This window comes from Chitinophaga pollutisoli (genome assembly GCF_038396755.1).
GTDB lineage: Bacteria > Bacteroidota > Bacteroidia > Chitinophagales > Chitinophagaceae > Chitinophaga > Chitinophaga pollutisoli.
This window is the reverse complement of sequence record NZ_CP149822.1, coordinates 2,140,311-2,165,579: the sequence shown is the minus strand read 5'-3', so window position 1 is coordinate 2,165,579 and position 25,269 is coordinate 2,140,311. Positions and strand designations below refer to the sequence as shown.

Annotated in this window: 14 protein-coding genes; 12 read left to right on the top strand and 2 right to left on the bottom strand. The window is 55.6% G+C overall.

Annotated elements, in window-relative coordinates:
• Positions 1–69 precede the first annotated feature (69 nt).
• Positions 70–4,953, top strand: coding sequence for a PKD domain-containing protein (locus WJU16_RS08805; RefSeq protein WP_341837950.1), 4,884 nt, complete (start codon positions 70–72; stop codon positions 4,951–4,953).
• 79 nt (positions 4,954–5,032) lie between these two features.
• Here WJU16_RS08805 and WJU16_RS08800 read toward each other — a convergent pair whose 3' ends face one another.
• Positions 5,033–6,679, bottom strand: a complete 1,647-nt coding sequence (locus WJU16_RS08800; protein WP_341837949.1) for an altronate dehydratase family protein — start codon at positions 6,677–6,679, stop codon at positions 5,033–5,035.
• A 232-nt stretch (positions 6,680–6,911) separates the two neighbouring features.
• Between WJU16_RS08800 and kduI the strand changes: the two genes are divergently transcribed.
• The 11 genes from kduI (at position 6,912) to WJU16_RS08745 (ending at position 22,833) form a co-directional block, all read left to right on the top strand.
• Complete coding sequence (gene kduI, locus WJU16_RS08795) at positions 6,912–7,754, top strand: 5-dehydro-4-deoxy-D-glucuronate isomerase (RefSeq protein WP_341837948.1); 843 nt, start codon at positions 6,912–6,914, stop codon at positions 7,752–7,754.
• 9 nt (positions 7,755–7,763) lie between these two features.
• Positions 7,764–9,938, top strand: coding sequence for a glycoside hydrolase family 88 protein (locus WJU16_RS08790; RefSeq protein WP_341837947.1), 2,175 nt, complete (start codon positions 7,764–7,766; stop codon positions 9,936–9,938).
• Between the two features lie 18 nt (positions 9,939–9,956).
• A complete protein-coding gene (locus WJU16_RS08785; RefSeq protein WP_341837946.1) occupies positions 9,957–10,727 on the top strand; it encodes an SDR family NAD(P)-dependent oxidoreductase in 771 nt (256 codons plus the stop codon).
• Between the two features lie 13 nt (positions 10,728–10,740).
• Positions 10,741–11,784: a LacI family DNA-binding transcriptional regulator gene (locus WJU16_RS08780; RefSeq protein WP_341837945.1), complete on the top strand. Its 1,044-nt coding sequence runs from the start codon at positions 10,741–10,743 to the stop codon at positions 11,782–11,784.
• An 8-nt stretch (positions 11,785–11,792) separates the two neighbouring features.
• Positions 11,793–12,980: a glucuronyl hydrolase gene (locus WJU16_RS08775; protein WP_341837944.1), complete on the top strand. Its 1,188-nt coding sequence runs from the start codon at positions 11,793–11,795 to the stop codon at positions 12,978–12,980.
• A 146-nt stretch (positions 12,981–13,126) separates the two neighbouring features.
• Positions 13,127–15,373: a cation:proton antiporter gene (locus tag WJU16_RS08770; RefSeq protein WP_341837943.1), complete on the top strand. Its 2,247-nt coding sequence runs from the start codon at positions 13,127–13,129 to the stop codon at positions 15,371–15,373.
• Between the two features lie 74 nt (positions 15,374–15,447).
• Complete coding sequence (locus WJU16_RS08765) at positions 15,448–17,667, top strand: heavy metal translocating P-type ATPase (RefSeq protein WP_341837942.1); 2,220 nt, start codon at positions 15,448–15,450, stop codon at positions 17,665–17,667.
• Positions 17,668–17,691: 24 nt separating this feature from the next.
• Positions 17,692–17,901, top strand: a complete 210-nt coding sequence (locus tag WJU16_RS08760) for a heavy-metal-associated domain-containing protein (RefSeq protein WP_298708437.1) — start codon at positions 17,692–17,694, stop codon at positions 17,899–17,901.
• A 236-nt stretch (positions 17,902–18,137) separates the two neighbouring features.
• Positions 18,138–18,383, top strand: coding sequence for a hypothetical protein (locus WJU16_RS08755; protein ID WP_341837941.1), 246 nt, complete (start codon positions 18,138–18,140; stop codon positions 18,381–18,383).
• A gap of 156 nt (positions 18,384–18,539) precedes the next feature.
• On the top strand, positions 18,540–19,580 hold the full coding sequence (locus WJU16_RS08750) for a substrate-binding domain-containing protein (protein WP_341837940.1): 1,041 nt from the start codon (positions 18,540–18,542) through the stop codon (positions 19,578–19,580).
• 961 nt (positions 19,581–20,541) lie between these two features.
• Positions 20,542–22,833 carry a GH92 family glycosyl hydrolase gene (locus tag WJU16_RS08745; RefSeq protein WP_341837939.1) on the top strand — a complete coding sequence of 764 codons (2,292 nt, stop codon included), beginning with the start codon at positions 20,542–20,544 and terminating at the stop codon, positions 22,831–22,833.
• An 89-nt stretch (positions 22,834–22,922) separates the two neighbouring features.
• Here WJU16_RS08745 and WJU16_RS08740 read toward each other — a convergent pair whose 3' ends face one another.
• Positions 22,923–25,232 carry a GH92 family glycosyl hydrolase gene (locus tag WJU16_RS08740; protein WP_341837938.1) on the bottom strand — a complete coding sequence of 770 codons (2,310 nt, stop codon included), beginning with the start codon at positions 25,230–25,232 and terminating at the stop codon, positions 22,923–22,925.
• Positions 25,233–25,269: the final 37 nt, after the last annotated feature.

Below are 25,269 nucleotides of genomic sequence, written 5' to 3'. Positions count from 1 at the left end.
GGAATCCCCCTTTCCCCGGTGCTTTCCGTCCCGCTTTTTTGTGTAATTTTCTTCCCCGAATAGCATCATATGTCCCTAGTCACCCAGGTAATCCCGAAAGTTACCCTTTCCTGTACCATTTTGTTAATGCTGCTCGTTTGGCCCGGCGACGCCGCCTTTGCCCAACTGAGAGCCGCTTTCACCCCCAGCAAATCCAGCGATTGCGAAAGCCTTATCACCAAATTCAATGACCAGTCCACCGGCAACCCTGTTTCCTGGCAATGGAATTTCGGCAACGGCTCCGGCTCGACCGATAAAAGTCCCAGCGCTTCGTATACCGCACCCGGAACCTACACCGTGAAGCTGACCGTGAAAGATGCCTCCGGCGCCACCAGTACCGCACAGGATGTGGTCACCGTTTGGGCGCTACCCAAACCCGACTTCACCGCCAGTCCCGCCAAAGGTTGCATCCCCTTCGATGTGACTTTTACCGATAAATCCGTCCCCTCCAACGGAACGATTTCCGCATGGTCCTGGGACTTCGGCGACGGCACCACCGGCACGGGTAAAAGTCCCGTGCACAGGTACAACAACGTCCTCAAGGCTGCCGTAACCCTCACAGTCACCAACAGCAACGGCTGCACCGCCTCCAGGGTAATCCCCAACATCGTGGATGCCGGCGCCGCATTGACCGCCAACTTCAACGTTTCCAGCAAGTTCATCTGCACCGCGCCCGGCAATGTAACTATTACCAATGCCTCTTCCGGCCCGGGGACCCTCACGTACAAATGGGATTTCGGTGACGGAAAAACCGCTACCGGCGCCAATCCTGGCACACATACCTACACCGCCAGGGGCATTTATAAAATCAAACTCACCGTTTCCAACGACCGGGGATGCGTGGCCACACACACTTCCGACGATATCAATGTCGCCAATTTTAAAACGGACTTCCAGCTGCCGGCCAGCGTCTGCGAAAATGCCAGCACCACTTTCACCGCCGCCAACTCCCCCCAGGCAGATAACGTAACCTGGAGCGTGGATAAAGGATACATCAGCGGCTGGGGCAGCAGTCCGTACTTCACGCCCGCCGGCGCAGGTACCGTGAAAGTCACCATGACGGCGGAGTACGGCACATGCAGGGAATCCATAACCAAAGACTTCGTCGTGAAACCCGCGCCGCAGGCCGCTTTCACCACCGACCAGGCCGCCATCTGCGACGTGCCCGCCACTGTGAAGCTGACCGACAAGTCCACCGGCGCCACCAGCTGGAACTGGACTTTCGGCAACGGCCAGAGTGCCACGCAGCAAAACCCTACCGCCACTTATAACAGCCTGGGTCACTATTCAATCAGGCTGACGGCGGGTAACGCTTCCGGCTGTACCAGCATTTCAGAGCGATACATCCAGGTGCAGAAGCCGGTGATATACGCGTATTCCAACATCTCCGGCGGATGCGAAGGCATTACGCCCAACTTCAGCGCCTACAGCACCACCGGAGATGTAATCACGAGATATGAGTGGGATTTCGGAGATGGAAGCGCCAAATCCACCGATCCCACGCCCTCCCACACCTACGGCAAAGCCGGCTCCTACAACGTAAAACTTACCTACACAACCGCCAATGGTTGCAAAGGAACAGTCAATCTCTATTCTTACAACAGCATCCAGGTGTATAAAAAACCGAAACCTGACTTCACTTCGCCCCAGGCCCCCCAGGTCTGCGGCAACAACTGGGTACAGTTTATCGGAACAACGGACGTCGGCAGCTCCTTCACCTGGAACTTCGGGAATCAGGGCTATGGCCATTCTCAACGCACGCAACACAGCTTCCGGGAGCCCGGGACCTACGACATAACCCTTACGGTTTCAAATAATGGCTGCGATAGCTCGGTTACCAAAAAAGCATTCATTACAGCTGTGAACCCCTTCCCGCGGTTCAGCCTGAAACCTGTCGATTGCAACAACCGCACAGAGATGAGCTTCGACGATAATTCCATCGGCAACATCACCAGCTGGAAGTGGAGCTGGGGGGATGGAAAGGAAAACACCTACACCACGAAGAACGCCATCGTCAAACACAAATACGACAGAACCGGTGCTTATCTCGTAAAGTTGACCGTTTCCGACGGGACCTGCACCAGCACTGATTCGATGACCATCAGCGTTTATGCGCCCGGCAACCCTGTCATCAACACGGATAAGTCCTCCCTATGCAGCAGTGAAACACTTAAATCCACGCTGCTGAGTATAGATAAGTCGTTATATCCATCGTATTACAACTATTATTGGAGCACTACCAGCGGCGCTTACGCGCAATGGGACAATTACAATTATGATCGGGTACTGTTCCATAACCTTAAACCGGGTATAGACACCATCCGCTTTTTCGCGGTAAACTACCAGGGATGTATTGATTCCAGTAACAAAGTGTTCGTAGACGTGCGCGGCCCTGTGGCAAAGTTTGCAACGCCGCCTGTGCTGGAATGCCGCGGAACGGAATTAACCTTCACCGATGAAACGGATGTCTCGAAAGGCAAACCCATCAAAACCTGGTCCTTCGACTTCGGCGACGGCACGGGCGCCAAAACATTCACGGCGCCTCCCTTCAAATACACGTACAACAGGTCTGGATATTTCTATCCGCAATTAACAGTTACGGACGAAGACGGCTGCCGCAGCACCGTCAGCGGAAGCTATCTCCAGGTGAACGGTCCGAATGCCGGCTTCTCACCAAGCGCCACGCTTATTCCGCCTGGGGGAGACGTGTGGTTCTACAATACCACGAGCGAAACCGGCGGCTACGCGACGTATGAATGGGATTTCGGGGACGGCACCACATCCACCGATCCGCACCCTTCCAAAAACTACCAGGTGAAAGGAACCTACACCGTTAAACTGTTGGTGCGCGACAACAATGGTTGTACCGACAGCATCAAAAAGCAGATAAAGGTTTCGAGCGTGAGCGCGGATTTCTCCTTCACTACATCCTTCGTGAACAATGGCGGCTGCCCGCCGGTGGTGGCGAGGTTCACGAACAAATCGATCAATTACAGCAGTTCGTACTGGGATTTTGGCGATGAGAGTTTTTCAACCCTGGATAATCCTTCCCACACCTACACTTACGCCGGGAAATATAAAGTGAAATTGAAAGTGGTCGGCGACGCGGGTACCGAAGATGAATTTGAGCAGGAAGTGGAAGTGAAAGGCCCATTCGCCACCATCACAACTTCTTCCAACGGCGGATGCCTGACGAAGGAAATCGAATTCAAAGTAGATGCGATGAACGCCGTTAATTTTGCGTGGGATTTTACAGATGGCGTGGTCACGGAAACAACGGACGCCACCATCAAACATACTTTTAAAGAACCGGGCGTGTATAAACCACGCCTCATCCTGTCCGACCAGGCGGGATGCAAAGGTACCGCCTTCCTTAAAGATCCGATCGTGATCGACAAGCTGGATGTGAAGCTGAATACCACGCCGGAATTTATATGTAAAGAAGGATGGATCGCTTTCCAGCCCGAATTCAACAGCTACTCCATCGATGAACTGAAAGAGGAAGCTACCTACAAATGGACCTTCGACGCGGGTATCGCTACCCAGGACGAAGCCACCGCCCATCCAAAGTTCTTCCTGGACCAGCAAAAGGATTATCACTTCTCCCTGACCACCACCACGGCTTACGGCTGTACGCAAACCATGGATAAAACGGTGAAAGTTTTCCCCCGGCCGGTGGCGGATATCAATGGCCCGCTGCAGGCTTGCCAATTCGAGGAAGTGGCATTTAACGGATCCGTCGGCATCGTGAACGACGTAACCTGGAAATGGGAATTCGGGAACGGGAATACCAGCACCGATGAACTGCCCGGCGACCAGTCGTTTAGCGTGGCAGGCCCCTCCAAAGCTGTGCTTATCGTTACGAGCAAAGACGGTTGCAAGGATACATCCACCCACAACATCAGCATCAAGGCGGCGCCGGTGGTGAATGCCGCGTCTGCCTCGCCATTTGTATGCCTTGGCCAAAACACAACGCTCAGCGCAGGCGGCGGCGTCAAATATCAATGGACGCCGGAAGATGGTTTGAGCGACCCGCGATCGGCCACGCCGCAGGCGGCTCCCGCCTTCAGCACGGAATACGCGGTGACCGTGACAGACGCCAACGGCTGCACCAATACCGATAAGGTCAACATCCGCGTGGCCCAGCCATTCCAGATTGCGGCTACGCCGGACACCACGCTTTGCCTCGGTCACCAGCTGCCGCTGTGGGTAACCGGTGCGGATCATTACAAATGGAACGGGGAAGGATTGAATGACGACGAAATTTCCACGCCGCGCGCCAACCTGAAATCCACCGGCACTTATGCCTACCAGGTTACTGGATACGATGGAGACGGATGTTTTACCGACGACGCCACCGTGCTGGTGAACGTGCAGCCTACTCCCACGATTAACGCCGGCCCCGACCGCGTGGTGATGTCAGGCGTACCCGTATTGCTGGGCGGCCCCGGCAGCCAGGATATCATCCGCTGGACCTGGACGCCCAACCATAAACTGGATTGCCCTACTTGTCCCGCCCCGCACGCGCTCCCCGACCTGTCAACGCGTTACATCCTGGAAGTGGAGAACCGTTTCGGTTGCAAAGCGATCGACGATGTGCTCGTGCATGTCACCTGCGACCAGGGCAGCGTGTTTTTCCCGAACGCTATTACACCCAACAAGGACGGCATCAATGAACGTTTCTATCCCAAAGGGCGCGGCATCAAGGAAGTGAAGTGGATGCGGATTTACGACAGATGGGGAGGCCTCGTTTTCGAGAATACGCATTTCCCTATCAACAGTCCCATGGCTGGCTGGGATGGCAGCTGGAAGAACAAGGCTTCGCCTTACGGCACTTATGTATACGCTATCGAAACCGTGTGTGAGGATGGTACGACATTCGTTTTCAGGGGTACGGTAACGGTGATACGATAATTTGGTTTTGCGGAGGCAAAATAAAAGCGGCGGGGCAAATGCTCCGCCGCTTTTATATGCTTACAAACTACTAAACGAACTAAAGGCTCACGCCGCGTTTCCAGGGAATGAAATCGTCCTGGTGGAGGATTTCCGCCTTGGTGATTTCTTCGCCGCTGGCGATACGGATCACGTAATCAAGGATTTCTTCGCCCATTTGTGCAATGGTTTTTTGTCCGCTGATGATAGATCCGGTGTCGATATCGATGATATCTGGCATGCGTTGCGCGAGGCGGGTATTGGTGGCCAGTTTCACGACGGGCGCGATGGGGTTGCCGGTAGGCGTGCCCAGACCGGTGGTGAACAGCACCACGTTGGCGCCGGAACCTACTTCCGCGGAAGTGGATTCCACATCGTTGCCTGGCGTGCAAAGCAGGTTGAGGCCGGGTTTAGTGACGTATTCGGTGTAATCCAGTACGTCGCGGACAGGCGAGGTGCCGCCTTTTTTGGCTGCGCCGGCGGATTTGATGGCATCGGTGATGAGGCCGTCTTTGATATTGCCGGGAGAAGGGTTCATGTAGAACCCCGAGCCCACGGATTGCGCCTGGTTTTCGTAGGCGCGCATGATGGTGATGAATTTGTCGGCCGTAGCTTCATCTTCGCAGCGGTTGATCAGCTCCTGTTCCACACCGCAAAGCTCGGGGAATTCGGAAAGGATGGTGGTGCCGCCGAGTGCTACCAGCAGGTCGGACGTATGGCCGATGGCGGGGTTGGCGGAAATACCGCTGAACCCGTCGGAGCCGCCGCATTCCAGTCCGATCGTGATTTTGGAAAGGGGAGCGGGTTTGCGTTCCAGTTTGTTGGCTTCCACGAGTGCGAGGAAGGTATCGCGGATGGCGTTGCTCAGCATATTGAATTCAGAGCCGCTGGTTTGCTGTTCGTATACGAGTACCGGTTTATTGAAATCCGGGTTCAGTTTTTTGAGGGATTCCTGGAGGATCGACACCTGGGCGTGCTGGCAACCCAGGCTAAGCACGGTGGCGCCGGCCACGTTGGGGTGGTGGATATACCCGGCCAGCAGGGCGCACAGGGCGTCGGAATCCTGACGGGTGCCGCCGCATCCGCCTTCGTGGATGAGGAATTTCACACCGTCGATATTCGGGAAGACGCTGCTGCGCGTGGAAGCCTGTATGTTTTCGGCTGCCTGATAGGTTTTAATAGCGTCGAGATTGCCGCTTTTATAGAGGTTCACCAGGTCGTTCACCTGTTCGTTGTACACTTCCGGGGGCGCGAAGCCGAGCCCTTTCTCGAAAGCGGTTTTAATGACGTTCACGTTCCTGTTTTCACAGAAAACCATAGGAATCACCAGCCAGTAGTTGCGGGTGCCTACCTGCCCGTCGGCCCGGTGGAAGCCATTGAAGGTTTTGTTTTTCCATTTGCTGACATCGGGGGCCTGCCATTGCAGGTTGGCGTCTTTTTCGTGAAAGGCGTCGGCGTCGTGCTGGAGATTTTTGGTGGTGATGGGCTCACCAGGGGCGATGTCCGTCACGGCTTTGCCGACGAGCACGCCGTACATGAGCACGGGGTCGCCGGAATGGAGGGGCCTGAACGGAAATTTATGTTTGGCGGGAACGTTGTGCGACAATTGGATCGAAGTGCCGTTGAAGTCTATCTGCCGGCCAGCCGGGAGATCCTGTAAAGCCACCAGCACATTGTCTTTCGGGTGAATCTGAAGAAAGGTGTTCATGATACGCTAAAATAGACCATTTGAGAAAGCCGCGTTAATACTATCCACTATTTTCATGATTTAATATTAACGCTGATACAAAGTTAACATTTCCTTCCGCCATCCCGCCCAAACTCCCTGTTAATCTTTATGCAAACGTTTGCAGATTTCATTGAACTTATGTAACTTCCCTCCTTGAATCCACGAATTTTTTCATTACAAATTTCGCACACATCTAAAAACATCCTTATTGATGAGCACGCATATCGAAACGAGGTACGCCGCCAGTCCTGCAGAAGCCAAAACCTGGGATACCGCCCAATCGCGTGAAGCCCTGCACATTGCCACGTTGTTTGAAGCCGGCAATATCCGCCTGGTTTACAGTCATTACGACCGTTTCATCACCGGCGGCGCCATGCCCGTTGCCGCCCCGTTGCCGCTGGGATCCCCCGATCCCCTCAAAGCGGAATACTTCCTGGAACGCCGCGAGCTTGGAATCATCAACGTTGGCGGAGCCGGTACCGTAACGGTAGACGGTGAAACCTTTGAACTGGGGAATAAAGACGCGCTCTACATCGGGAAAGGCAAGCGCCAGGTGGTGTTCGCCAGCGCCGATGCCGCAGCGCCCGCGCTGTTCTATCTCAATTCCACCCCCGCGCACGTGACCTATCCCACCCGCCGCGTCACTAAAGCAGATGCGGAAGTGGTAACCCTCGGCGCACAGGAAACCGCCAACCACCGCACGATCAACAAGCTGCTCGTCAATTCCGTTATTCCAACCTGCCAGCTGCAAATGGGCATGACCGAACTCAAGCCCGGCAACACCTGGAACACTATGCCCGCGCACACCCACGACCGACGCATGGAAGTGTATTTCTACTTCGAAGTGCCGCAAGGCCAGGCCGTTTGCCACTTCTGGGGCCAGCCTCAGGAAACCCGCCACATCTGGATGCAAAACAACCAGGCCGTGATTTCACCACCCTGGTCCATCCACTCCGGCGCCGGAACCAGCAGCTACACCTTCATCTGGGGCATGGCCGGCGAAAACCTCGATTACGGCGACATGGATCATTGCGCCATCACCGATTTAAGATAACGCAAGCTTATGCGCAATACATGGAAGAAATGGTGCCTCGCAGGCGCCATCGGCGCGGGTTTGGCCTCGCCCGCCAGCGCCCAGGAAAAACTGTCGGCCGACAGCATTTTTTCCTACATGAAAAAAGTAAACAACTGGCAATTCAAAAACCTGGAGCGCAAAGGCTGGACCTGGCAGAAATGGGACTGGACCAACGGCGCCCTCTACGCCGGCGCCTTCGCTCATGCGGAGATTGCCAACGATCCCGCGAATTTTGAACGGCTGGTGAGAATATCAGCGGATAACGACTGGAATACCGGTCCGCGGCGGCTTTTCGCCGACGATTACTGTGTAGGCCAATTGTACGCCCAGCTCTACCGCATATACGACGAGGAGCCCATGATACGCCGCTGGCGCGCATTGGCCGACAGTATCGGCAGCCTGCCGCACAACGAGCCGCTGGACTGGAAAAACCACGTCCACCTGCGTGAATGGGCCTGGTGCGACGCGCTGTTTATGGGCCCTCCCGCGCTGGCGTATCTTTCCACCGCCACCGGCGACCCTTCGTACCTGGAAACGGCCGTGAAACTTTGGTGGAAAACCTCCGATTTCCTTTACAATAAAGAAGAACGCCTCTATTACCGCGACGCCCGCTATTTCGATAAAAAGGAAAGCAACGGCGCCAGCGTGTTCTGGAGCCGCGGGAATGGTTGGGTGATGGGCGGCCTGGTACGCATGCTCGTCAACATGCCCGCCAATCATCCTTCCCGGCCCGCATTTGAAAAACAATTCAAAGACATGGCCACGCGCCTGGCGGGCCTCCAGCACGCCGATGGCACCTGGCATGCCGCTCTCCTCGATATGGACAGTTATCCCTCGAAGGAAACGAGCGGAACAGGGTTTTTCCTGTATGCTATGGCCTGGGGCGTGAATAATGGCCTGTTGCCGAAAAAGGAATTCAGGACGGTGCTTGTGAAAGCCTGGAACGCTTTGCAAGGCAGCGTACACCCCGACGGGAAGCTGGGATTTGTACAAAAGATCGCAGATTCCCCCGGTAAAACAACCTTCGACGACACGGAAGTGTACGGGGTAGGAGCGTTCCTGCTGGCCGGTTCCGAAATCTTGAAAATGACGCTGGCGGAACAGAAATTCCCCATTACCGTGGAGCTGTATAATCCCGCGGGGGCCGTAGCACACCTGTCCGAACTGGATTACGCCACGGTGGCCGCCAAATGGAAACCCCTGCGCAGAGGCCCTTTCAAAATCCTCAACGCGCTCACCGGTAAAGAAATCCCGTACCAGCTGATCACCGAAGGCGGCAAACAACCCCTCAGTATCCTCGTAGACGCACCCCTGGCGCCCGGCGGCCGCGCGATCCTCACTTTCGCGGAAGGCGTTCCCGCCCCCGTGGAAACAAAGACGTACGGCCGATACATCGCCGAGCGCCTCGATGATTTTGCCTGGGAGAACGACCGCGTGGCCTTCCGCATGTACGGCCGCGCGCTGGAATCCGAACCGAAGCAAAATGCCTATGGCGTAGATTTCTGGAACAAGCGCACCGAAAAAATGATCATCAACAGCTGGTATAAGCGCCCGAATTACCATAAAGACGAAGGGGAAGGCCTCGACCAATACAGCGTAGGCTTCACGCTGGGCGCGGGCGGCATCGCGCCCTACACGGCGGACAGCATCTGGCATTCCCGGAACTACTCCGGCCACCGTATGCTCGACAGCGGCGCGCTGCGCACCACTTTCGAACTGACCTACGACCCCTGGACCGCTGCCGGCAAAACGGTAAGCGTAACCAAGCGCGTTTCGATCGACGCACACAGTCAGCTTTCCCGGATGGAAGCCACATATTCCGCGCCCCTCACCGCGGCGGTGGGCATCGTGAAGCGCAAAGCCCCCGGGACCGAATACTTCCGGGAGCAGGACGGCGTCATGGGATATTGGGAACCGGCCACCGCCAAAGACGGCACCACCGGCATCGGGGTGGTGATGGTAACGCCCGTGAAGGAAATGGCCATGGAAAAAGGGCACCTGCTGTCCATCGTGCCTGCCGCAACCGGGAGCAACAAAGTCGTGTATTATACCGGTGGCGCCTGGGACAAGGCCGGGCGTATCACCAACGCCGGCGAATGGTTCCATTACCTCCGCCAGGAAGCGCAAAAGCTCAGGAAACCCGTACAGGTACGGATTTATTAAATTTGAAAAACAGGCATTATGTCCATATTTGACCAATTCAGCCTCAAAGGCAAAACGGCTCTCGTTACCGGCTGCAAACGCGGGATCGGGAAGGCCATGGCCGTGGCGCTGGCGGAAGCGGGCGCGGACGTTATCGGTGTTTCGGCTTCCCTGGAGCTTTCCGGCAGCGAGGTGGAAAAAGCCGTTACGGATACCGGCAGGAAGTTCAAAGCTTACCAATGCGATTTTGGGAAGCGGGACTCTTTGTATACATTTATTGCGGCAGTCCAGCAGGATTTTCCGGTTATCGACATTTTAGTGAACAACGCCGGCACCATCATGCGCAAACCCGCCGCCGAGCACCCCGATGCGTTTTGGGACGAAGTGATCGCCATCAACCAGACGGCGCAATTCATCCTCACACGGGAGATCGGCAAAAAAATGGTGGAGCGCGGCAGCGGGAAAGTGATTTTTACCGCATCGCTGTTAACTTTCCAGGGTGGCATCAATGTGCCGGGATATGCGGCCAGCAAAGGCGCCGTCGGGCAGTTGACCAAGGCTTTCGCCAACGAATGGGCGGGCCGCGGCGTGAATGTGAACGCCATCGCACCGGGGTATATTTCCACGGATAACACCGCCGCTTTGCGCGCCGACGAGAAGCGCAGCCAGGGCATCCTGGACCGTATCCCCGCCGGGAGATGGGGCGAGCCGGAAGATTTTAAAGGTCCTGTCGTGTTCCTCGCCTCCGGCGCATCCGCCTATATGCACGGAACGGTTATGACGGTAGACGGTGGCTGGATGGGCCGATAAATCAAACAATTGTATGTCCGTACGTTCTGAAAAAACTATCGTGGATATCGCCGAAGAGCTGGGGCTCTCCGTTTCCACCGTTTCCCGCGCACTGAATGATCATCCCAACATCAGCGCCAAAACCAAGGAAAAAGTAAGGAAAATGGCCCGGAAACTGGGCTACCGGCCCAATGCCATGGCGGCAGGGTTGCGGAACAACAAGAGCAGGACTATCGGGCTCATCATCCCGAGGATATCCATGTTCTTCCCCGCGGCCATCACCACCGTGGTGCAGAACAAGCTCCAGGAATATGGTTACCACCTGATCATCTGCCAGAGCAACGACTCCCTTGAGCAGGAACAGCAGCTGGCCAATACGCTGTACTCCGCACGCGTCGATGGTTTGGCCGTTTCCGCCACGCTTTCCACGACGGACTTCTCCCACTTCGATATCTTCAAGCAAAACAACATTCCCGTTGTCTTCTTCGACCGCACACCGCGCGATTACCAGGCGAAAGTGATCAAGGGCGACGATTTCCTGGGGGGCTTCACCGCCACGCAGCACCTCATCGAACAGGGCTGTAAGGACATCGTGCATATTTCCGGCCCGCTTTCCTGCAACCTGTACGTGGAAAGGCTGGCGGGCTATAAAAACGCCCTGCAGCAGCATAAGATCCCGTTTAAGAAGCAACGCGTCTTCTTCCATGAACTGAGCCGGGAAAATGCATTGGCCACTGCGGAGAAGATTTTCGCGCAGCAACCCTACCCGGATGGCGTTTTCGCCACCAACGACACCACGGCCATCACGATCCTCGAATATTGCAGGAAGCACAATATCCGCGTGCCGGAAGACGTGAAGATTGTCGGTTATTCCAACGATCCGCGCACCGAAATCGTGACGCCTTCCATCTCGTCGGTCGACCAGTTCCCCGCCACGATGGGCGAAAGGGTAGTGTCCGCACTGATGGACCTTATCCAGACCCGGCATCCCAACACCTACAGGCACCCTCAGGAGATCGTTCCGATCCAGCTGGTGGCGCGCGAGTCGAGTGCGGGATCGCCGAAAAAGAAAAAATGATCCACTTTATGAAACGACTTGTCTTAGCATTACTCTTATCCACATCCACGGCCGCTTTCGCACAAACGAAAGTGAGCAAAAAGGCCATGAAGGCCCTCGTGAACGAAAGCCTCGCTTTCTCCGCCAGGCAATACAAAGGGATGATGACGGCCGTGCCCGATTCCCTCTTTCCCCGATCCACCAACAAAGACGGCAGCCTTATGACCGCGAAGTACAATTGGTGGACAGCCGGTTTCTACCCCGGTTCCTGCTGGTACCTCTTCGAAGCCACCGGCGACCCCGCTTTCCGCGCGGAAGCCGAAAAGCGCCAGCAGCATTTGTTAGCCAATCAATTCAGGACCAATACCCACGATCTGGGCTTCCTCATGTACTGCAGCTTCGGTAACGACCTCCGGCTCACGAAGGATACAGCCGCCCGCCGCATCCTCCTTACCAGTTCCACATCGCTCATCAAACGGTACAAACCTGCCATCGGCGCCATCCGCAGCTGGGACCACGCCGGGTGGAAGTGCCCCGTGATCATCGATAACATGATGAACCTGGAAATGCTCATGTGGGCGGCGAAGGAAAGCGGCGATAAAAACTTCGCCACCATCGCGGTGAACCACGCGAACACGACCATCAAAAATCATTTCCGCGACGATTACAGCTCTTACCATGTGATCGATTACGACACGGCCACCGGCCAGGTGCTGGCCAAGAAGACGCACCAGGGCCATTCAGATGCGTCGGCCTGGAGCCGCGGGCAGGCCTGGGGTTTGTATGGTTACACCATGATGTACCGCGAAACGAAAGATAAAGCCTACCTCGATCAGGCGCGCCACATCGCGGATTACATGCTCAATCACCCGAACATGCCGGCCGATCTCATTCCTTATTACGATTACGACGCGCCGGAAATTCCGAACGCCATCCGCGACGCATCCGCCGGGGCGGTAATGGCCTCCGCGCTGCTGGAACTGAGCCGTTATGTGGATAAGACGGAATCCAAACGATATTGGAACGCCGGCGCCGACGCGCTGGTGAGCCTCAGCGGCGAAACATACCGCGCAAAGGAAGGTGCAAACAACCACTTCATTCTCATGCATAGCACGGGATCGATGCCGGGGAATTCGGAAATCGATGTACCGCTGTCGTATGCCGACTATTATTATCTCGAAGCGCTGCTCCGCTATAAAATGTGGACCGGCAAATAATATTTATTTCGTTGCCGAAATGCTTTTCAGGACAGGGAATGTAGCCATAGGGGCGCATTCCCTGTCCTGTTTTGTATCGAACTGCCGTCTTTTTTATTTATTTTAGCCATATTCCAATAAAAAAGATATTAACATAAGAAGAGCGTATGGGTCATTTTCCGAATCTGATTGCAGACTTAGCCTTGATTTTGGGTGCGGCGGCGGTTACCACATTAATTTTTAAAGCATTAAAGCAGCCGTTGGTGCTGGGATACCTGATTGCGGGCATCCTGGTGGGGCCGTATTTCCACCTGTTCCCCACGGTTCAGGAGGAAGGCAATATCAAGGTTTGGTCGGAGATCGGGGTGATCTTCCTGCTGTTCAGCCTGGGGCTGGAATTCAGTTTTAAGAAGCTTATGAAAGTGGGCGGTAGCGCGGGGATCACAGCGTTTGTGGAAGTGGCGGTGATGCTCGGGTTCGGTTATGTGGCGGGGCAATTCATGGGATGGAATACGATGGACTCGATCTTCCTTGGCGGTGTTTTGTCCGTTTCCTCTACCACTATCATTATCCGCGCGTTTGAAGAACTGGGTGTGAAAGGCCAGAAGTTCGCGGGGCTTGTATTCGGGATCCTGGTTGTGGAAGACCTCATCGCCATCGTGTTGCTCGTATTGTTGTCCACCCTCGCGGTAAGCCAGCAGTTCGCCGGTACGGAAATGCTCATGGCCGTCGTGAAACTCGTGTTCTTCCTCGTGCTCTGGTTCATCGGTGGTATATTTTTCATCCCGACTTTGTTGAAGAAGACAAAGAAACTGATGAGTGAAGAAACGCTCCTCGTCACTTCCATTGCCTTGTGCCTGCTGATGGTAGTGCTGGCGGTGAAAGTAGGGTTCTCCCCGGCGCTTGGCGCCTTCATCATGGGCTCGATCCTCGCGGAAACCACGCAGGCGGAGAAAATCGAGCATCTTATCAAATCCGTTAAAGACCTTTTCGGCGCCATCTTTTTCGTTTCGATCGGTATGCTGATCGATCCCAAGATGCTGCAGATCTATATCGTTCCGGTGGTGATCATCACGGTGTTGACGCTCGTGGGCAAAACCTTCAGCACCACGCTGGGCGCCGTAATCTCCGGCCAGCCGCTGAAAACCTCCGTGAAAGCCGGTATGAGCCTTGCACAGATCGGGGAGTTCTCGTTTATCATCGCCATCCTCGGCCGTGACCTCAATGTTACGAGTGATTTCCTGTACCCAATTGCCGTGGCTGTATCTGCTGTTACCACGTTTACCACGCCGTACATGATCAAAGTCGCCGATCCCTTCTACAACTGGCTCGACAAATACATACCCCAGAAGTGGAAAGCCTCGCTGGACCGCTACAGTACCGGTGCGCAGACGATTTCGCAAGCCTCCGACTGGCAGGTGCTGTTCAAAGGGTATGTGCTCAATGCCATGGTGTTCTCTGTGATCATCCTGGCGCTGGGGCTCCTGTCTTCCATTTACGTGCTGCCTTTCGTGGATAACCTCATCGGCGGCCAATGGGGCAAGATGGTGACCGCCGCCGTTACATTCCTGGTGATGCTGCCGTTCCTCTGGGCGCTGGCTGTGCGCCAGATACAGCCGAAAGCCTTCGCCAACCTGTGGACGCAAAACAAATACAAAGGCCCGCTAACGCTGTTCCGAAGCATCCGCATCGGCCTGGCGGTGTTCCTGGTGGGCTTCATGCTCGCCCGGTTCTTCTCCTTCACCGTGGCGGCCACGGCCACGGCGCTTATAACCGGCATCTTACTGATCATGAACCGCAGGATCCAGACGTTCTACGACCGCCTGGAAGCACGTTTCCTCTCCAACTACAATGCCCGCGAAACCGCGGAAGCCGCCCGCAGACCGGTACTTGCCCCCTGGGACGCCCACCTGGCCTCCTTCCATGTGCATGCCGACTGGAACGGTGTAGGCCGTACCCTCGAGCAGCTGGGCTTCCGGGAGAAATACGGGATCAATATCGCGGTGATCGAACGGGGCGACCGGCTCATTCCCATCCCGCCCAAAAACGAGCGCCTCTTCCCGGGCGACCGCCTGCAGGTCATCGGGACCGACCAGCAGATCGAAGCGTTCCGCCAGTTCATCGAGCACCACGAACCGCATCAGCAGTTCTCCCGCTCCCAGGTACAGTTGCGCCGCTACGAAGTGCTGGAGGGCTCGGGCGTAAACGGCAAATCCATCCGGGAATCCGGCATCCGTGAAATGGCCCACAGTATGGTGGTGGGCGTGGAAAGAGGAGAGGAGCGCATCCTCAACCCCATTTCCGACATGCGCCTGGAAACCGGCGACGTTGTCTGGATCGTAGGCGATCCCCGCCGTACCACCGCCCTGTTCCGCGTCAAAGGCGAAAAACAGCGCAGCCCGAAAATGTTGTAAATCTTTCCCTGAATTCTATAATGCCCCGCCGGGCGTTCGGTCGGATCTTTGTATCCTCTAAAAGGAAACACACGATGACGACAATGGAACAAACGGTTAAAAAGAGCTTCCCGGTAACCGGCATGAGCTGCGCAGCTTGTGCCGGTTCGGTGGAAAGCATGCTCCAGGCCCAGCCGGACATCATCTCCGCTGCGGTCAACTTCGCCAGCAGTTCCGTGCTGGTCGAATACACTCCGGGCAACGCCCACCCCGATGAATGGAAGAAAGCGATACAGTCGGTAGGCTACGACCTGCTGACCGGCGACAATATGGAAACCGGCCTGGAGGACCACCAGCGCGCACATTACGCTCAATTGAAACAGCGCACCGTCTGGGCCGTTGCCTTTTCAATACCCCTCGTGGTAATCGGGATGTTTTTCATGGACATGCCTTACGGCAACTGGATCATGTGGGCGCTCTCCACACCCGTGGTGCTCGTGCTCGGCCGGCATTTCTTCATCAATGCCTGGAAACAGGCGAAGAACGGTAAAGCCAATATGGACACGCTGGTGGCCCTCAGCACGGGGATCGCCTACGTATTCAGCATTTTCAACACCCTGAACCCCGCCTTCTGGCACAGCCGCGGCCTGCACCCACACGTTTATTTCGAAGCGGCGGCGGTCGTGATCGCCTTTATCCTGCTCGGTAAACTGCTGGAAGAAAGAGCGAAAGCTTCTACGTCTTCCGCCATCAAAAAACTCATGGGCCTGCAACCGAATACCGTTATCCGCATCGGCGAAAACGGCCAGGAATCGGTTGTGGCGCTGTCAGAAGTGCAAGTGGGCGACGTGCTCCTGGTAAAACCGGGAGAACAGGTGCCGGTAGACGGACAGTTGATCGGCGGGAAGTCGTATGTCGACGAAAGCATGATCACCGGCGAGCCGGTGGCCGTAGCGAAGGAGCCGGGGTCGGAAGTGTTCGCCGGCACGCTGAACCAGAAAGGCAGTTTCCGGCTGAAAGCCTCGCAGGTAGGTGGCGCCACGTTGCTGGCGCAGATCATCCGCAAGGTGCAGGAAGCGCAGGGCTCGAAAGCCCCCGTGCAGAAGCTCGTCGACAAAGTCGCCGGGATCTTCGTGCCGGTGGTGATCGGCATCGCCTTGCTGGCCTTCGCCGCCTGGCTTATCTGGGGGGGCGCCAACGGGTTGACGCAGGGCCTCATGGCGCTGGTGACTGTGCTGGTGATCGCATGCCCCTGCGCGCTGGGCCTCGCCACGCCCACGGCTATCATGGTCGGGATGGGCAAAGGCGCGGAAAACGGGATTCTTATCAAAGACGCGGAAAGCCTCGAAAAAGCATATCGCATCCAGGCGCTGATCCTCGATAAAACAGGTACCATCACCGAAGGCAAGCCCGCCGTTACCGGCGAAGCCTGGCTGTCGGAAGAAGACCGCCTCATGTATTCCGGCGCTTTGCTGGCGCTGGAGCGCGAATCCGAGCATCCGCTGGCAGAAGCCGTGGTGAAGCACATGTATGGCATCACACCCGAAAAACTCCAGCAATTCGATAGCATTACCGGCCGCGGAGTGAAAGGGAGGGCCCTGGGCAAGGGGTTCTTCGCCGGCAACCAGCAATTGCTGGAGGAAAACGACATCCGTATCGACGCGCCCCTCAAAGTACAATCCGAAACCTGGCTGAATGCGGCGTACACCGTGATCTGGTTCGCGGATGAACAGAAAGCCCTCGCCGTGATCGCCATCGCGGATACCATCAAGTCCGGCTCCGCCGACGCCATCCGGAAACTGCAGGACATGGGGATCGAAGTATGGATGCTCACCGGCGACAATGCCCGCACCGCCGCCGCAGTGGCCGCCGAAACCGGTATCCGCCACGTCAAGGCGGGCCTCATGCCCGGCGATAAATCCGGGTTCGTGAAAGAACTGCAAAAGCAAGGGAAAGTAGTAGCGATGGTAGGCGACGGGATCAACGACAGCGAAGCCCTGGCGCAGGCAGATGTCAGTATCGCCATGGGCAAGGGTACCGACATTGCGATGGACGTGGCGATGATGACGCTCATTTCTTCCGACCTGCGGCAGATTCCCAAAGCGATCCGCCTGTCGAGGAAAACGGTGCGGACCATCCGCCAGAATCTTTTCTGGGCCTTCATTTACAACGTCATCGGCATCCCGGTGGCCGCGGGCGTCCTCATCCCGGTGATGGACTTCTCGCTCGATCCCATGCTGGCCGGAGCCGCCATGGCGCTCAGTTCTGTATCGGTGGTAAGCAATAGCCTCCGGCTGAAATTATCCAATATTTAATCATTCCATATAAATCTGATAACGATGAAAACGCTCAAATTCAAGACCAATATCAATTGCAGTGGCTGCGTGAAAGGCGTGAGCCCCGCGCTCAACGGCGAAAAGGAAATCGCGCACTGGGAGGTGGATACCAACAATCCGGATAAGATCCTCACGGTGTCGACCAGTACGCTGACGCCGGAAGAAGTGGAAGAAACGGTGAAGAAAGCCGGCTTCAAAGCGGAAAAGATATAACAGAACAACGCAAGCAAAGTGGCAACAGTAAACCGGTGCCGCCTTCGGGCGGCAGCCGGTTTGCTGTTGCCGGATCGCCCCATCATGGCGGATCTCCCGAATCTGCAGCGGGGAACGGGGGCTGGTGGTACCTTTTGGGTCGTGTGGGCGGGAAAGCCGCTTCAGGCAACGGGTACACGCAGGGGCTGGGGGCCGGCGGGCTTCTTCGTATATTTAATAGCATCAAAAACGGGCGTATGAAAGTCATTTATAAGAAACTGGGGCGGGAAAAGGCTTTCGGTCTTTCGGATTACGGCGCTAATACGATTGTGATAGACAGCAGGCTGAAGGGCCGCAAGCACCTGGAAGAGGCCCTGCACGAATCTTTGCACGTTTATTTTCCCGAAAAAAGCGAAACTTTTATCACCAACACCGCGCGGAAGCTCGCCAATATCCTCTGGCGGATGAACTACCGGCGGGTCGATAACTCCGTCGGCATCTAAATTCCCCTCCCCGCGCAGGTTCCGCCGGTAATGCCGGCAGGGATTTGTCATGATTGTAACGCTGTAATTCCCCTTTTTACCTTAATTTCCCGGATGTAAGCTTTAATTGTCAATCTCCCGCCGGAAGGACTTGCCGGCGAAACCGCACGCTAAAAAATGAAAGAACAGAAAGGCCAGGAAATGAAAAGGTTATCCCTGAAAGATGTCGCGCGCATGGCGGGCGTTGCCCCTTCCACCGTGTCGTTCGTGCTGAACGGGAAAGCCCGGCAGATGCGCATCAGCGAAGAACTGGCCGAAAAAGTTATGGCGGTGGTGAAAAAGACCGGGTACCAGCCTCACTCCGTAGCCGTGAACCTGCGTACCGGGCAATCCAAAACCCTCGGCCTCATGGTGGAAAGCATCTCCGGAAGCTTCTTCGCAGCGCTGGCCAGGGTGATTGAATCGGAAGCCGACCGGCACGGTTACCACATCGTGTATTGCAGCACCGAAAACAACGCGCAAAAAGGCGGGGAGCTTATCAGGATGCTGAGCCGCCAGCAGGTGGACGGCTACCTGATCACGCCGGCGGCGGGTATGGAAAAAGACATCCAGCAACTCATCGCCCACAAACGCCCGCTGGTACTGATGGACAGCTACTTCCCCGAAGTGCAGGCGCCGCATGTGCTGATCGATAATTTCGGCGGGGTGAAGCAGGGCATCGAGCACCTGATCGACCGGGGTGCGAAGCAGATTGGTTTCGTGACGGTGGATATGGACCTGGTGCAGATGAAAGAGCGGATGAAAGGCTATAAGGAAACGCTCCGCAGCCATAATATCGCCGTAAAGAATAAACTGGTGCTGGAATTGCCGTATAGTGGTGATAAGGAGGAGTCGTTACGGAAAATCAAGCAATTCATCCAGTCGAATAAATCGATGGATGCTATATTCTTTGCCACGAACTACCTGGGGATTTTAGGCCTGGAAGCTTTCGCAGGCCTGCAGATGAAGATCCCTGACGATATTGCGGTGGTGTGTTTTGACGACCACGATATTTTCCGGTTATACCCGCCCGGCATCACGGTGGTGCAGCAACCGATCGATGAGATCGCCAAGACCGCCATGCAGCTGCTGATGAACCAGCTGGACAAAAGCCAGCGCGCCCTGCGCAAAACACGGCTGGAGCTACCGGGGAAATTTATTAAAAGAGGCTCTTCCTGATTATAGCGCTGGAAAAGCGGCTTAGCCGTCATCCCGTCCTTTGCCTGTACCGGCCGACGCCGGACTGCCAGGCGGAGACGCCTGTCCGTGTCACAAACGAGTGTGTGACAGCAGGGGTAAAATATCGTTACTAAAGGGCTAATAAGGGGGTGCTTTGTATATAAATAGGGGTTAAAGTGGCTATAGTAAAGGGTTTAAGATGCTTTTATATACATTAAATATACATTACCCCCTAAGTAACCCCTAAGTAACTCCTTATTAACCCTACAGTAACCCCTCATTAATGCGGGAGCGCATATTTTCGTAGGCATTCCCATCCCCATCGTTGGCCCACAAGCCATTTTTCCGGCGGAAAATTTCAGATTTCGGTTTTTTCCCCTACATTTATGAATCGCCTCCATACAAGGCCTTTTTTTATGATCTTATGCTAAATCGATTTTGCTTTTAGCAGAAACAATCGGAAAAGGGGCGTGGCGGAGGCGCCGGACATTGTCCGGAAATGTGGAAAACAGGTTAGATACAAAGATGCTGACACCCATCTCCCGCGATCCTGACGGTTGGCTGCCCGAAACGGCCCTGCCGCCCGGATTTCTTCCTGTCCAAAACGGTTTTTACAACCTGTTGCCTATCAGTCGGTTACAAGGATCGGCCTTTTCGTTTAGGCGAACTTTTGGCAGAAACGGGGAGGGAAATTATTTTTGAATGGAAAAGACGCCCGGATATTGATTAGGTTTGGTAAATTTACGACCGCAAATGGCAAAGCCATCTTGCAGTAGACGCCACGCCGGATCATTTTATGCGAGCCGCCGTCTGCCGGTCAGGTTTCATCCGATTCCGGGAATAAGACAGGCCCAAAGGCGTCAAGTGAACAAGTGCTTATCATACAAACAATAAAGAGTAGCATCTAACGGCTGGCCCATTCCTGGGCCGGCCCCCTTTTTTACAAAATCGATTTTGCATTATGAATACATTTCGCTGGTGCCTCGTCGCATTATGTGCAGGCTTGCACGCCAACGCTCAAACCGTACAGAAAGTAACTGACCCCGTGGAATGGGTCAACCCACTCATGGGAACAGATTCCAAAGGAAGCCTGTCCAACGGTAACACCTATCCCGCCATCGCCACCCCCTGGGGCATGAACTTCTGGATGCCGCAAACCAATAAAAACGGTGACGGATGGGCCTACCAGTACAGCGCCGATAAAATCCGCGGTTTCAAACAAACCCATCAGCCTTCCCCCTGGATCAACGACTACGGACAATTCTCCCTCATGCCCGTCACCGGCCGCATGAAATTCACGCAGGACGACCGTGCCAGCTGGTTCTCCCATAAAGCGGAAACCGCCAAACCCTACTATTACTCCGTTTACCTCGCCGACGCCAACGTTACCACCGAAATCGCGCCCACAGAAAGGGCCGCGCAATTCCGTTTCACCTTCCCTAAAACCGACAGCGCATTTATCGTAGTCGACGCCTTCGACCGTGGCAGCTACGTGAAGATCATCCCCGCCGAAAAGAAAATCATCGGTTACTCCACCCGCAACAGTGGCGGCGTTCCCGAGAATTTCAAAAATTATTTCGTGCTCGTGTTCGATAAGCCCTTTGCCCTCGCCCACACCTGGGACGGCAACCGCCTCGCCAAAGACACGCTCGAGCTCCGGGCCGGTCATGCCGGCGCCATCATCGGCTTCGCCACATCCAAAGGCGAAACGGTACACGTAAAAGCCGCTTCTTCCTTCATCTCCCACGAACAAGCCGCCCTCAACCTGCAGCGCGAAGTGGGAAAGGATAACTTCGACGCCACCAAACAAAAAGCCAAACAGGCATGGAATAAAGAACTGGGCCGCATCGCCGTGGAAGGCGGTACCTCCGACCAGGTGCGCACTTTCTACTCCTGCCTCTACCGCACCCTGCTCTTCCCCCGCAAATTTTACGAATACAACGCGCAGAACGAACAGGTGCACTACAGCCCTTACAACGGCAAAGTACTGCCGGGTGTCATGTTCACCGACAATGGATTCTGGGACACCTTCCGCGCCGTATTCCCTTTCTATACCCTCATGTACCCGGAGCTGAACGGCCAGATCATGGAAGGCCTCGCCAATACTTACAAGGAATCCGGCTGGTTGCCCGAGTGGGCCAGCCCCGGGCACCGCGACTGCATGATCGGCTCCAATTCCGCCTCGCTCATCGCCGACAGCTACCTGAAAGGCATCCGCGGATACGATATCGAAACGCTCTACCAGGCCCTGCTGAAGAACTCCGAAAACGAAGGCCCCCTCAGCTCCGTTGGCCGCAAAGGCGTGAAGTATTATAACGAACTGGGTTACGTCCCCTATGACGTCAACGTCAACGAAAACGCCGCGCGCACCCTCGAATACGCGTACGACGATTTCACGATCTACAAACTCGCCATTGCGCTGAAACGCCCTGCTGAAGAGATCGAACGCTTCAAAAAACGCAGCCAGCACTTCCGCAACATCTTTGACCCGGAAACCAAACTGATGCGTGGCAAGAATAAAGACGGCAAATTCCAGGCGCCTTTCAACCCCTTCAAATGGGGCGACGCCTTCACCGAAGGCAACAGCTGGCACTACACCTGGTCCGTTTTCCACGACGTGGAAGGCCTCGCACGCCTCATGGGCGGCCGTCAGCAATTCACGGAGATGCTCGACTCGGTTTTCGTAATGGCGCCGGTATATGACGAAAGCTACTATGGCTCCGTTATCCACGAAATCCGCGAAATGCAGATCGCCAACATGGGCCAGTACGCGCACGGCAACCAGCCCATTCAGCACATGATCTATCTCTACAACTACGCCGGCCAGCCCTGGAAATCACAATACTGGGTGCGCCAGGTGATGGACCGCCTCTACCACGCCGGCCCCGACGGCTATTGCGGCGACGAAGATAACGGCCAGACCTCAGCCTGGTACGTGTTCTCCGCCATGGGATTCTATCCCGTATGCCCCGGCACCGACCAATACGTACTCGGCGCGCCGCTGTTCTCCAAAATGACGGTAACGCTGCAAGACGGTAAGAAATTCGTGATCGAAGCGCCGGGCAACGGCAAATCGAATGTGTATACCCAAAACATTACGCTGAACGGGAAACCCCACAACGCGAACTGGATCAGCCATTCGGCCATCCAGCAGGGCGGATTGATGAAAGTGACGATGGGGGCGAATCCTAACAAACAAAGGGGCACAAACGAGGCTGCTTATCCTTATTCATTTACAACAACTGGAAAATAATCAAGATCCTGGAATAGTAGCAATCAATGCTATTTCATTGTTCACTGTAAATTCTGCATCCCGGTTCTCCGGGATGTTTTTTTTGCCCGTTACTTCACGGGCTTCGCGCTCATGTGGAACACCAGCGTGCCGCCGTTCATGATATCGTTGTGCGTAATGAAGCGGTCGAGCGGGCGCCCGTTCAGTACGGCTTTTTTCACATATACGTTCTTTGCGCCCTGGTTCACCGTTTTCACGCTGAAGGTGCGGCCGTTCTCCAGCCTGATGTCTGCAGATACTACGGTGGGGCTGCCCAGCGCATATTCCGTGGAACCGGGACAAACCGGGTAGAAGCCCAGCGCGGTAAAGAGATACCATGCGCTCATCTGGCCGCAGTCGTCGTTGCCGCCCAACCCGTCCGGCGTTGGCTTGTACATTTTTTCGATGATCATCCTTACGCGTTCCTGCGTTTTCCAGGGCGCGTCCGTCCAGTTGTAGAGATAGGCGGCGTGATGGGCGGGTTCGTTGCCGTGTACGTAATTGCCGATGATGCCTTCGCGGGTGATGTCTTCCGTTTCGGCGAAAAACGCATCGGGCAGGTGCATGGTGAAAAGCGAATCCAGGTGGCCGGTGAATTGTTTTTTACCGCCCATTAATGCAATCATTTCCGCCGGCGCATGTGGTACGTACAGACTGTAATTCCAGGCATTGCCTTCAATATATCCCTGTCCGTGCGTGCTCAATACATCGAATTCCCTGCGGAAAGTCCCATCGCTCATCCGTGGCCGCATGAAGCCGGTGGAAGCGTCGTACACGTTACGGTAGTTTTCGGCGCGTTTGGCAAATTCCGTGAAGAGATCATTGCGGCCGAGTTTTTTCGCTACCTGCGCGATGCACCAGTCATCGTAGGCATATTCCAGCGTTTTGGAGACAGACGAGCTGTTCTTGTCTTCCGGCACATACCCGAGCTGCATGTAATACCCGATGCCGTCGTAGGGTTTGTAACGGGCGGTGGCGGCGCAGGCTTCGAGTGCCTGCATGGCGTCGTACCCTTTTATATTGCCCTTCATGATGGCGTCTGCGATCACCGACACGCTGTGGTACCCGATCATGCACCAGTTTTCGTTGCCCTGGTGGCTCCATACCGGCAGCATTTTATGGACGCTCTGGTTGTAATGTTCCAGCATCGACCTGACCATATCGGCATTGCGGGTGGGTTGGAGGATGTTGAATAGCGGGTGCAGGGCGCGATAGGTGTCCCACAACGAAAAAGTGCTGTAGTTGGTCCAGCCTTCCGCGCGATGGTTGTTCTGGTCGATGCCGCGGTATTGCCCGTCTGCGTCGGCATACGTGGTAGGCCCGAGGTAGGTATGGTAGAGCGCGGTGTAGAAATTCACGAGCCCGTCTTCGTCGGGCATTTCGGCTTTCACTTTGGAAAGTTCGCGATTCCAGGCGTCGCGGCCCTGGCGGCGGACGGCGTCGAAGTCCCAGCCGGGGTTCTCCGCCCGCAGGTTGTTGACCGCGCCTTCGGTGCTCACGGGCGACAAAGCCATCTTAACGGTCACCGCTTCGCCGGGCTGCGCATCGAAGCCGAACCAGGCGCGCAGCTGGCGGCCGGCCATTTCGGGGAAGTTTTCCGTCTGGTTGAACTTGCGCCAGAAGCCCCGGTACACGTCGTTGGCTATGTTCTGGTGGCCGTACCGGCGGATGGGTTTGGAAAAGGTCATGGCGAAATAGAGCGTGCGGGTGCGGGCCCAGCCATTGGTCTGGCGGTACCCGGTAATGAGGGTGTCGTTTTCTACCCGTACAAACGTCCACACATTCTTGTTTGTGTAATTGTAGAGGTTCGCCATAAGGTCGAGGACGATATGCGGGTTGTCGCCTGAGGAAAATGTGTACCGGTGCATGCCGGTGCGGTTGGTGGCGGTGAGCTCTGCGGTGATATGATGGTCGTTGAGCAGTACCTTGTAGTAGGCGGGCTCGGCGGTCTCGTTTTGATGGGAGAACCGGGAGCGGTAGCCGTTCTCGGGATGGTCTGCCGTGCCGGGGTTGAGCTGGACGGGCCCGTTGGCGGGCATGAGGAGGAAATCGCCGAGGTCGGAGTGGCCGGTGCCGCTGAAATGGGTATGGGAGAACCCGGTGATGGTGGGATCGGCATACTGGTAGCCGGCGCAGTAGCGGTAGACGTCGGGGTTGTATTTCCCGTTCATTTCATAAGGAATGGTGTCTGTGTCCGGGCTAAGCTGGACCATGCCGAAAGGGACGGTGGCACCGGGATAGGTGTGTCCCATTTTGGCGGTCCCGATGATGGGCCTGACGTATCGGGCCGGGTCCTGCGCCATGAGGACAGCCGGCGCAAGCAGCGCAAGGCAGGTGGAGAATAAACGCATCTGTATGGAGGAATTGATTAATTCTTTCAAATTTAAATTGTTTTCGCCTGCTTTAATAGTGATGGAA

Coding starts and splice junctions, on each gene's coding strand:
- kduI (WP_341837948.1), top strand. CDS start 6,912: ATGAGCACGCATATCGAAACGAGGTACGCCGCCAGTCCTGCAGAAGCC.
- WJU16_RS08755 (WP_341837941.1), top strand. CDS start 18,138: ATGAAAGTCATTTATAAGAAACTGGGGCGGGAAAAGGCTTTCGGTCTT.
- WJU16_RS08745 (WP_341837939.1), top strand. CDS start 20,542: ATGAATACATTTCGCTGGTGCCTCGTCGCATTATGTGCAGGCTTGCAC.
- WJU16_RS08750 (WP_341837940.1), top strand. CDS start 18,540: ATGAAAGAACAGAAAGGCCAGGAAATGAAAAGGTTATCCCTGAAAGAT.
- WJU16_RS08790 (WP_341837947.1), top strand. CDS start 7,764: ATGCGCAATACATGGAAGAAATGGTGCCTCGCAGGCGCCATCGGCGCG.
- WJU16_RS08780 (WP_341837945.1), top strand. CDS start 10,741: ATGTCCGTACGTTCTGAAAAAACTATCGTGGATATCGCCGAAGAGCTG.
- WJU16_RS08770 (WP_341837943.1), top strand. CDS start 13,127: ATGGGTCATTTTCCGAATCTGATTGCAGACTTAGCCTTGATTTTGGGT.
- WJU16_RS08765 (WP_341837942.1), top strand. CDS start 15,448: ATGACGACAATGGAACAAACGGTTAAAAAGAGCTTCCCGGTAACCGGC.
- WJU16_RS08775 (WP_341837944.1), top strand. CDS start 11,793: ATGAAACGACTTGTCTTAGCATTACTCTTATCCACATCCACGGCCGCT.
- WJU16_RS08805 (WP_341837950.1), top strand. CDS start 70: ATGTCCCTAGTCACCCAGGTAATCCCGAAAGTTACCCTTTCCTGTACC.
- WJU16_RS08760 (WP_298708437.1), top strand. CDS start 17,692: ATGAAAACGCTCAAATTCAAGACCAATATCAATTGCAGTGGCTGCGTG.
- WJU16_RS08785 (WP_341837946.1), top strand. CDS start 9,957: ATGTCCATATTTGACCAATTCAGCCTCAAAGGCAAAACGGCTCTCGTT.
- WJU16_RS08800 (WP_341837949.1), bottom strand. CDS start 6,679: ATGAACACCTTTCTTCAGATTCACCCGAAAGACAATGTGCTGGTGGCT.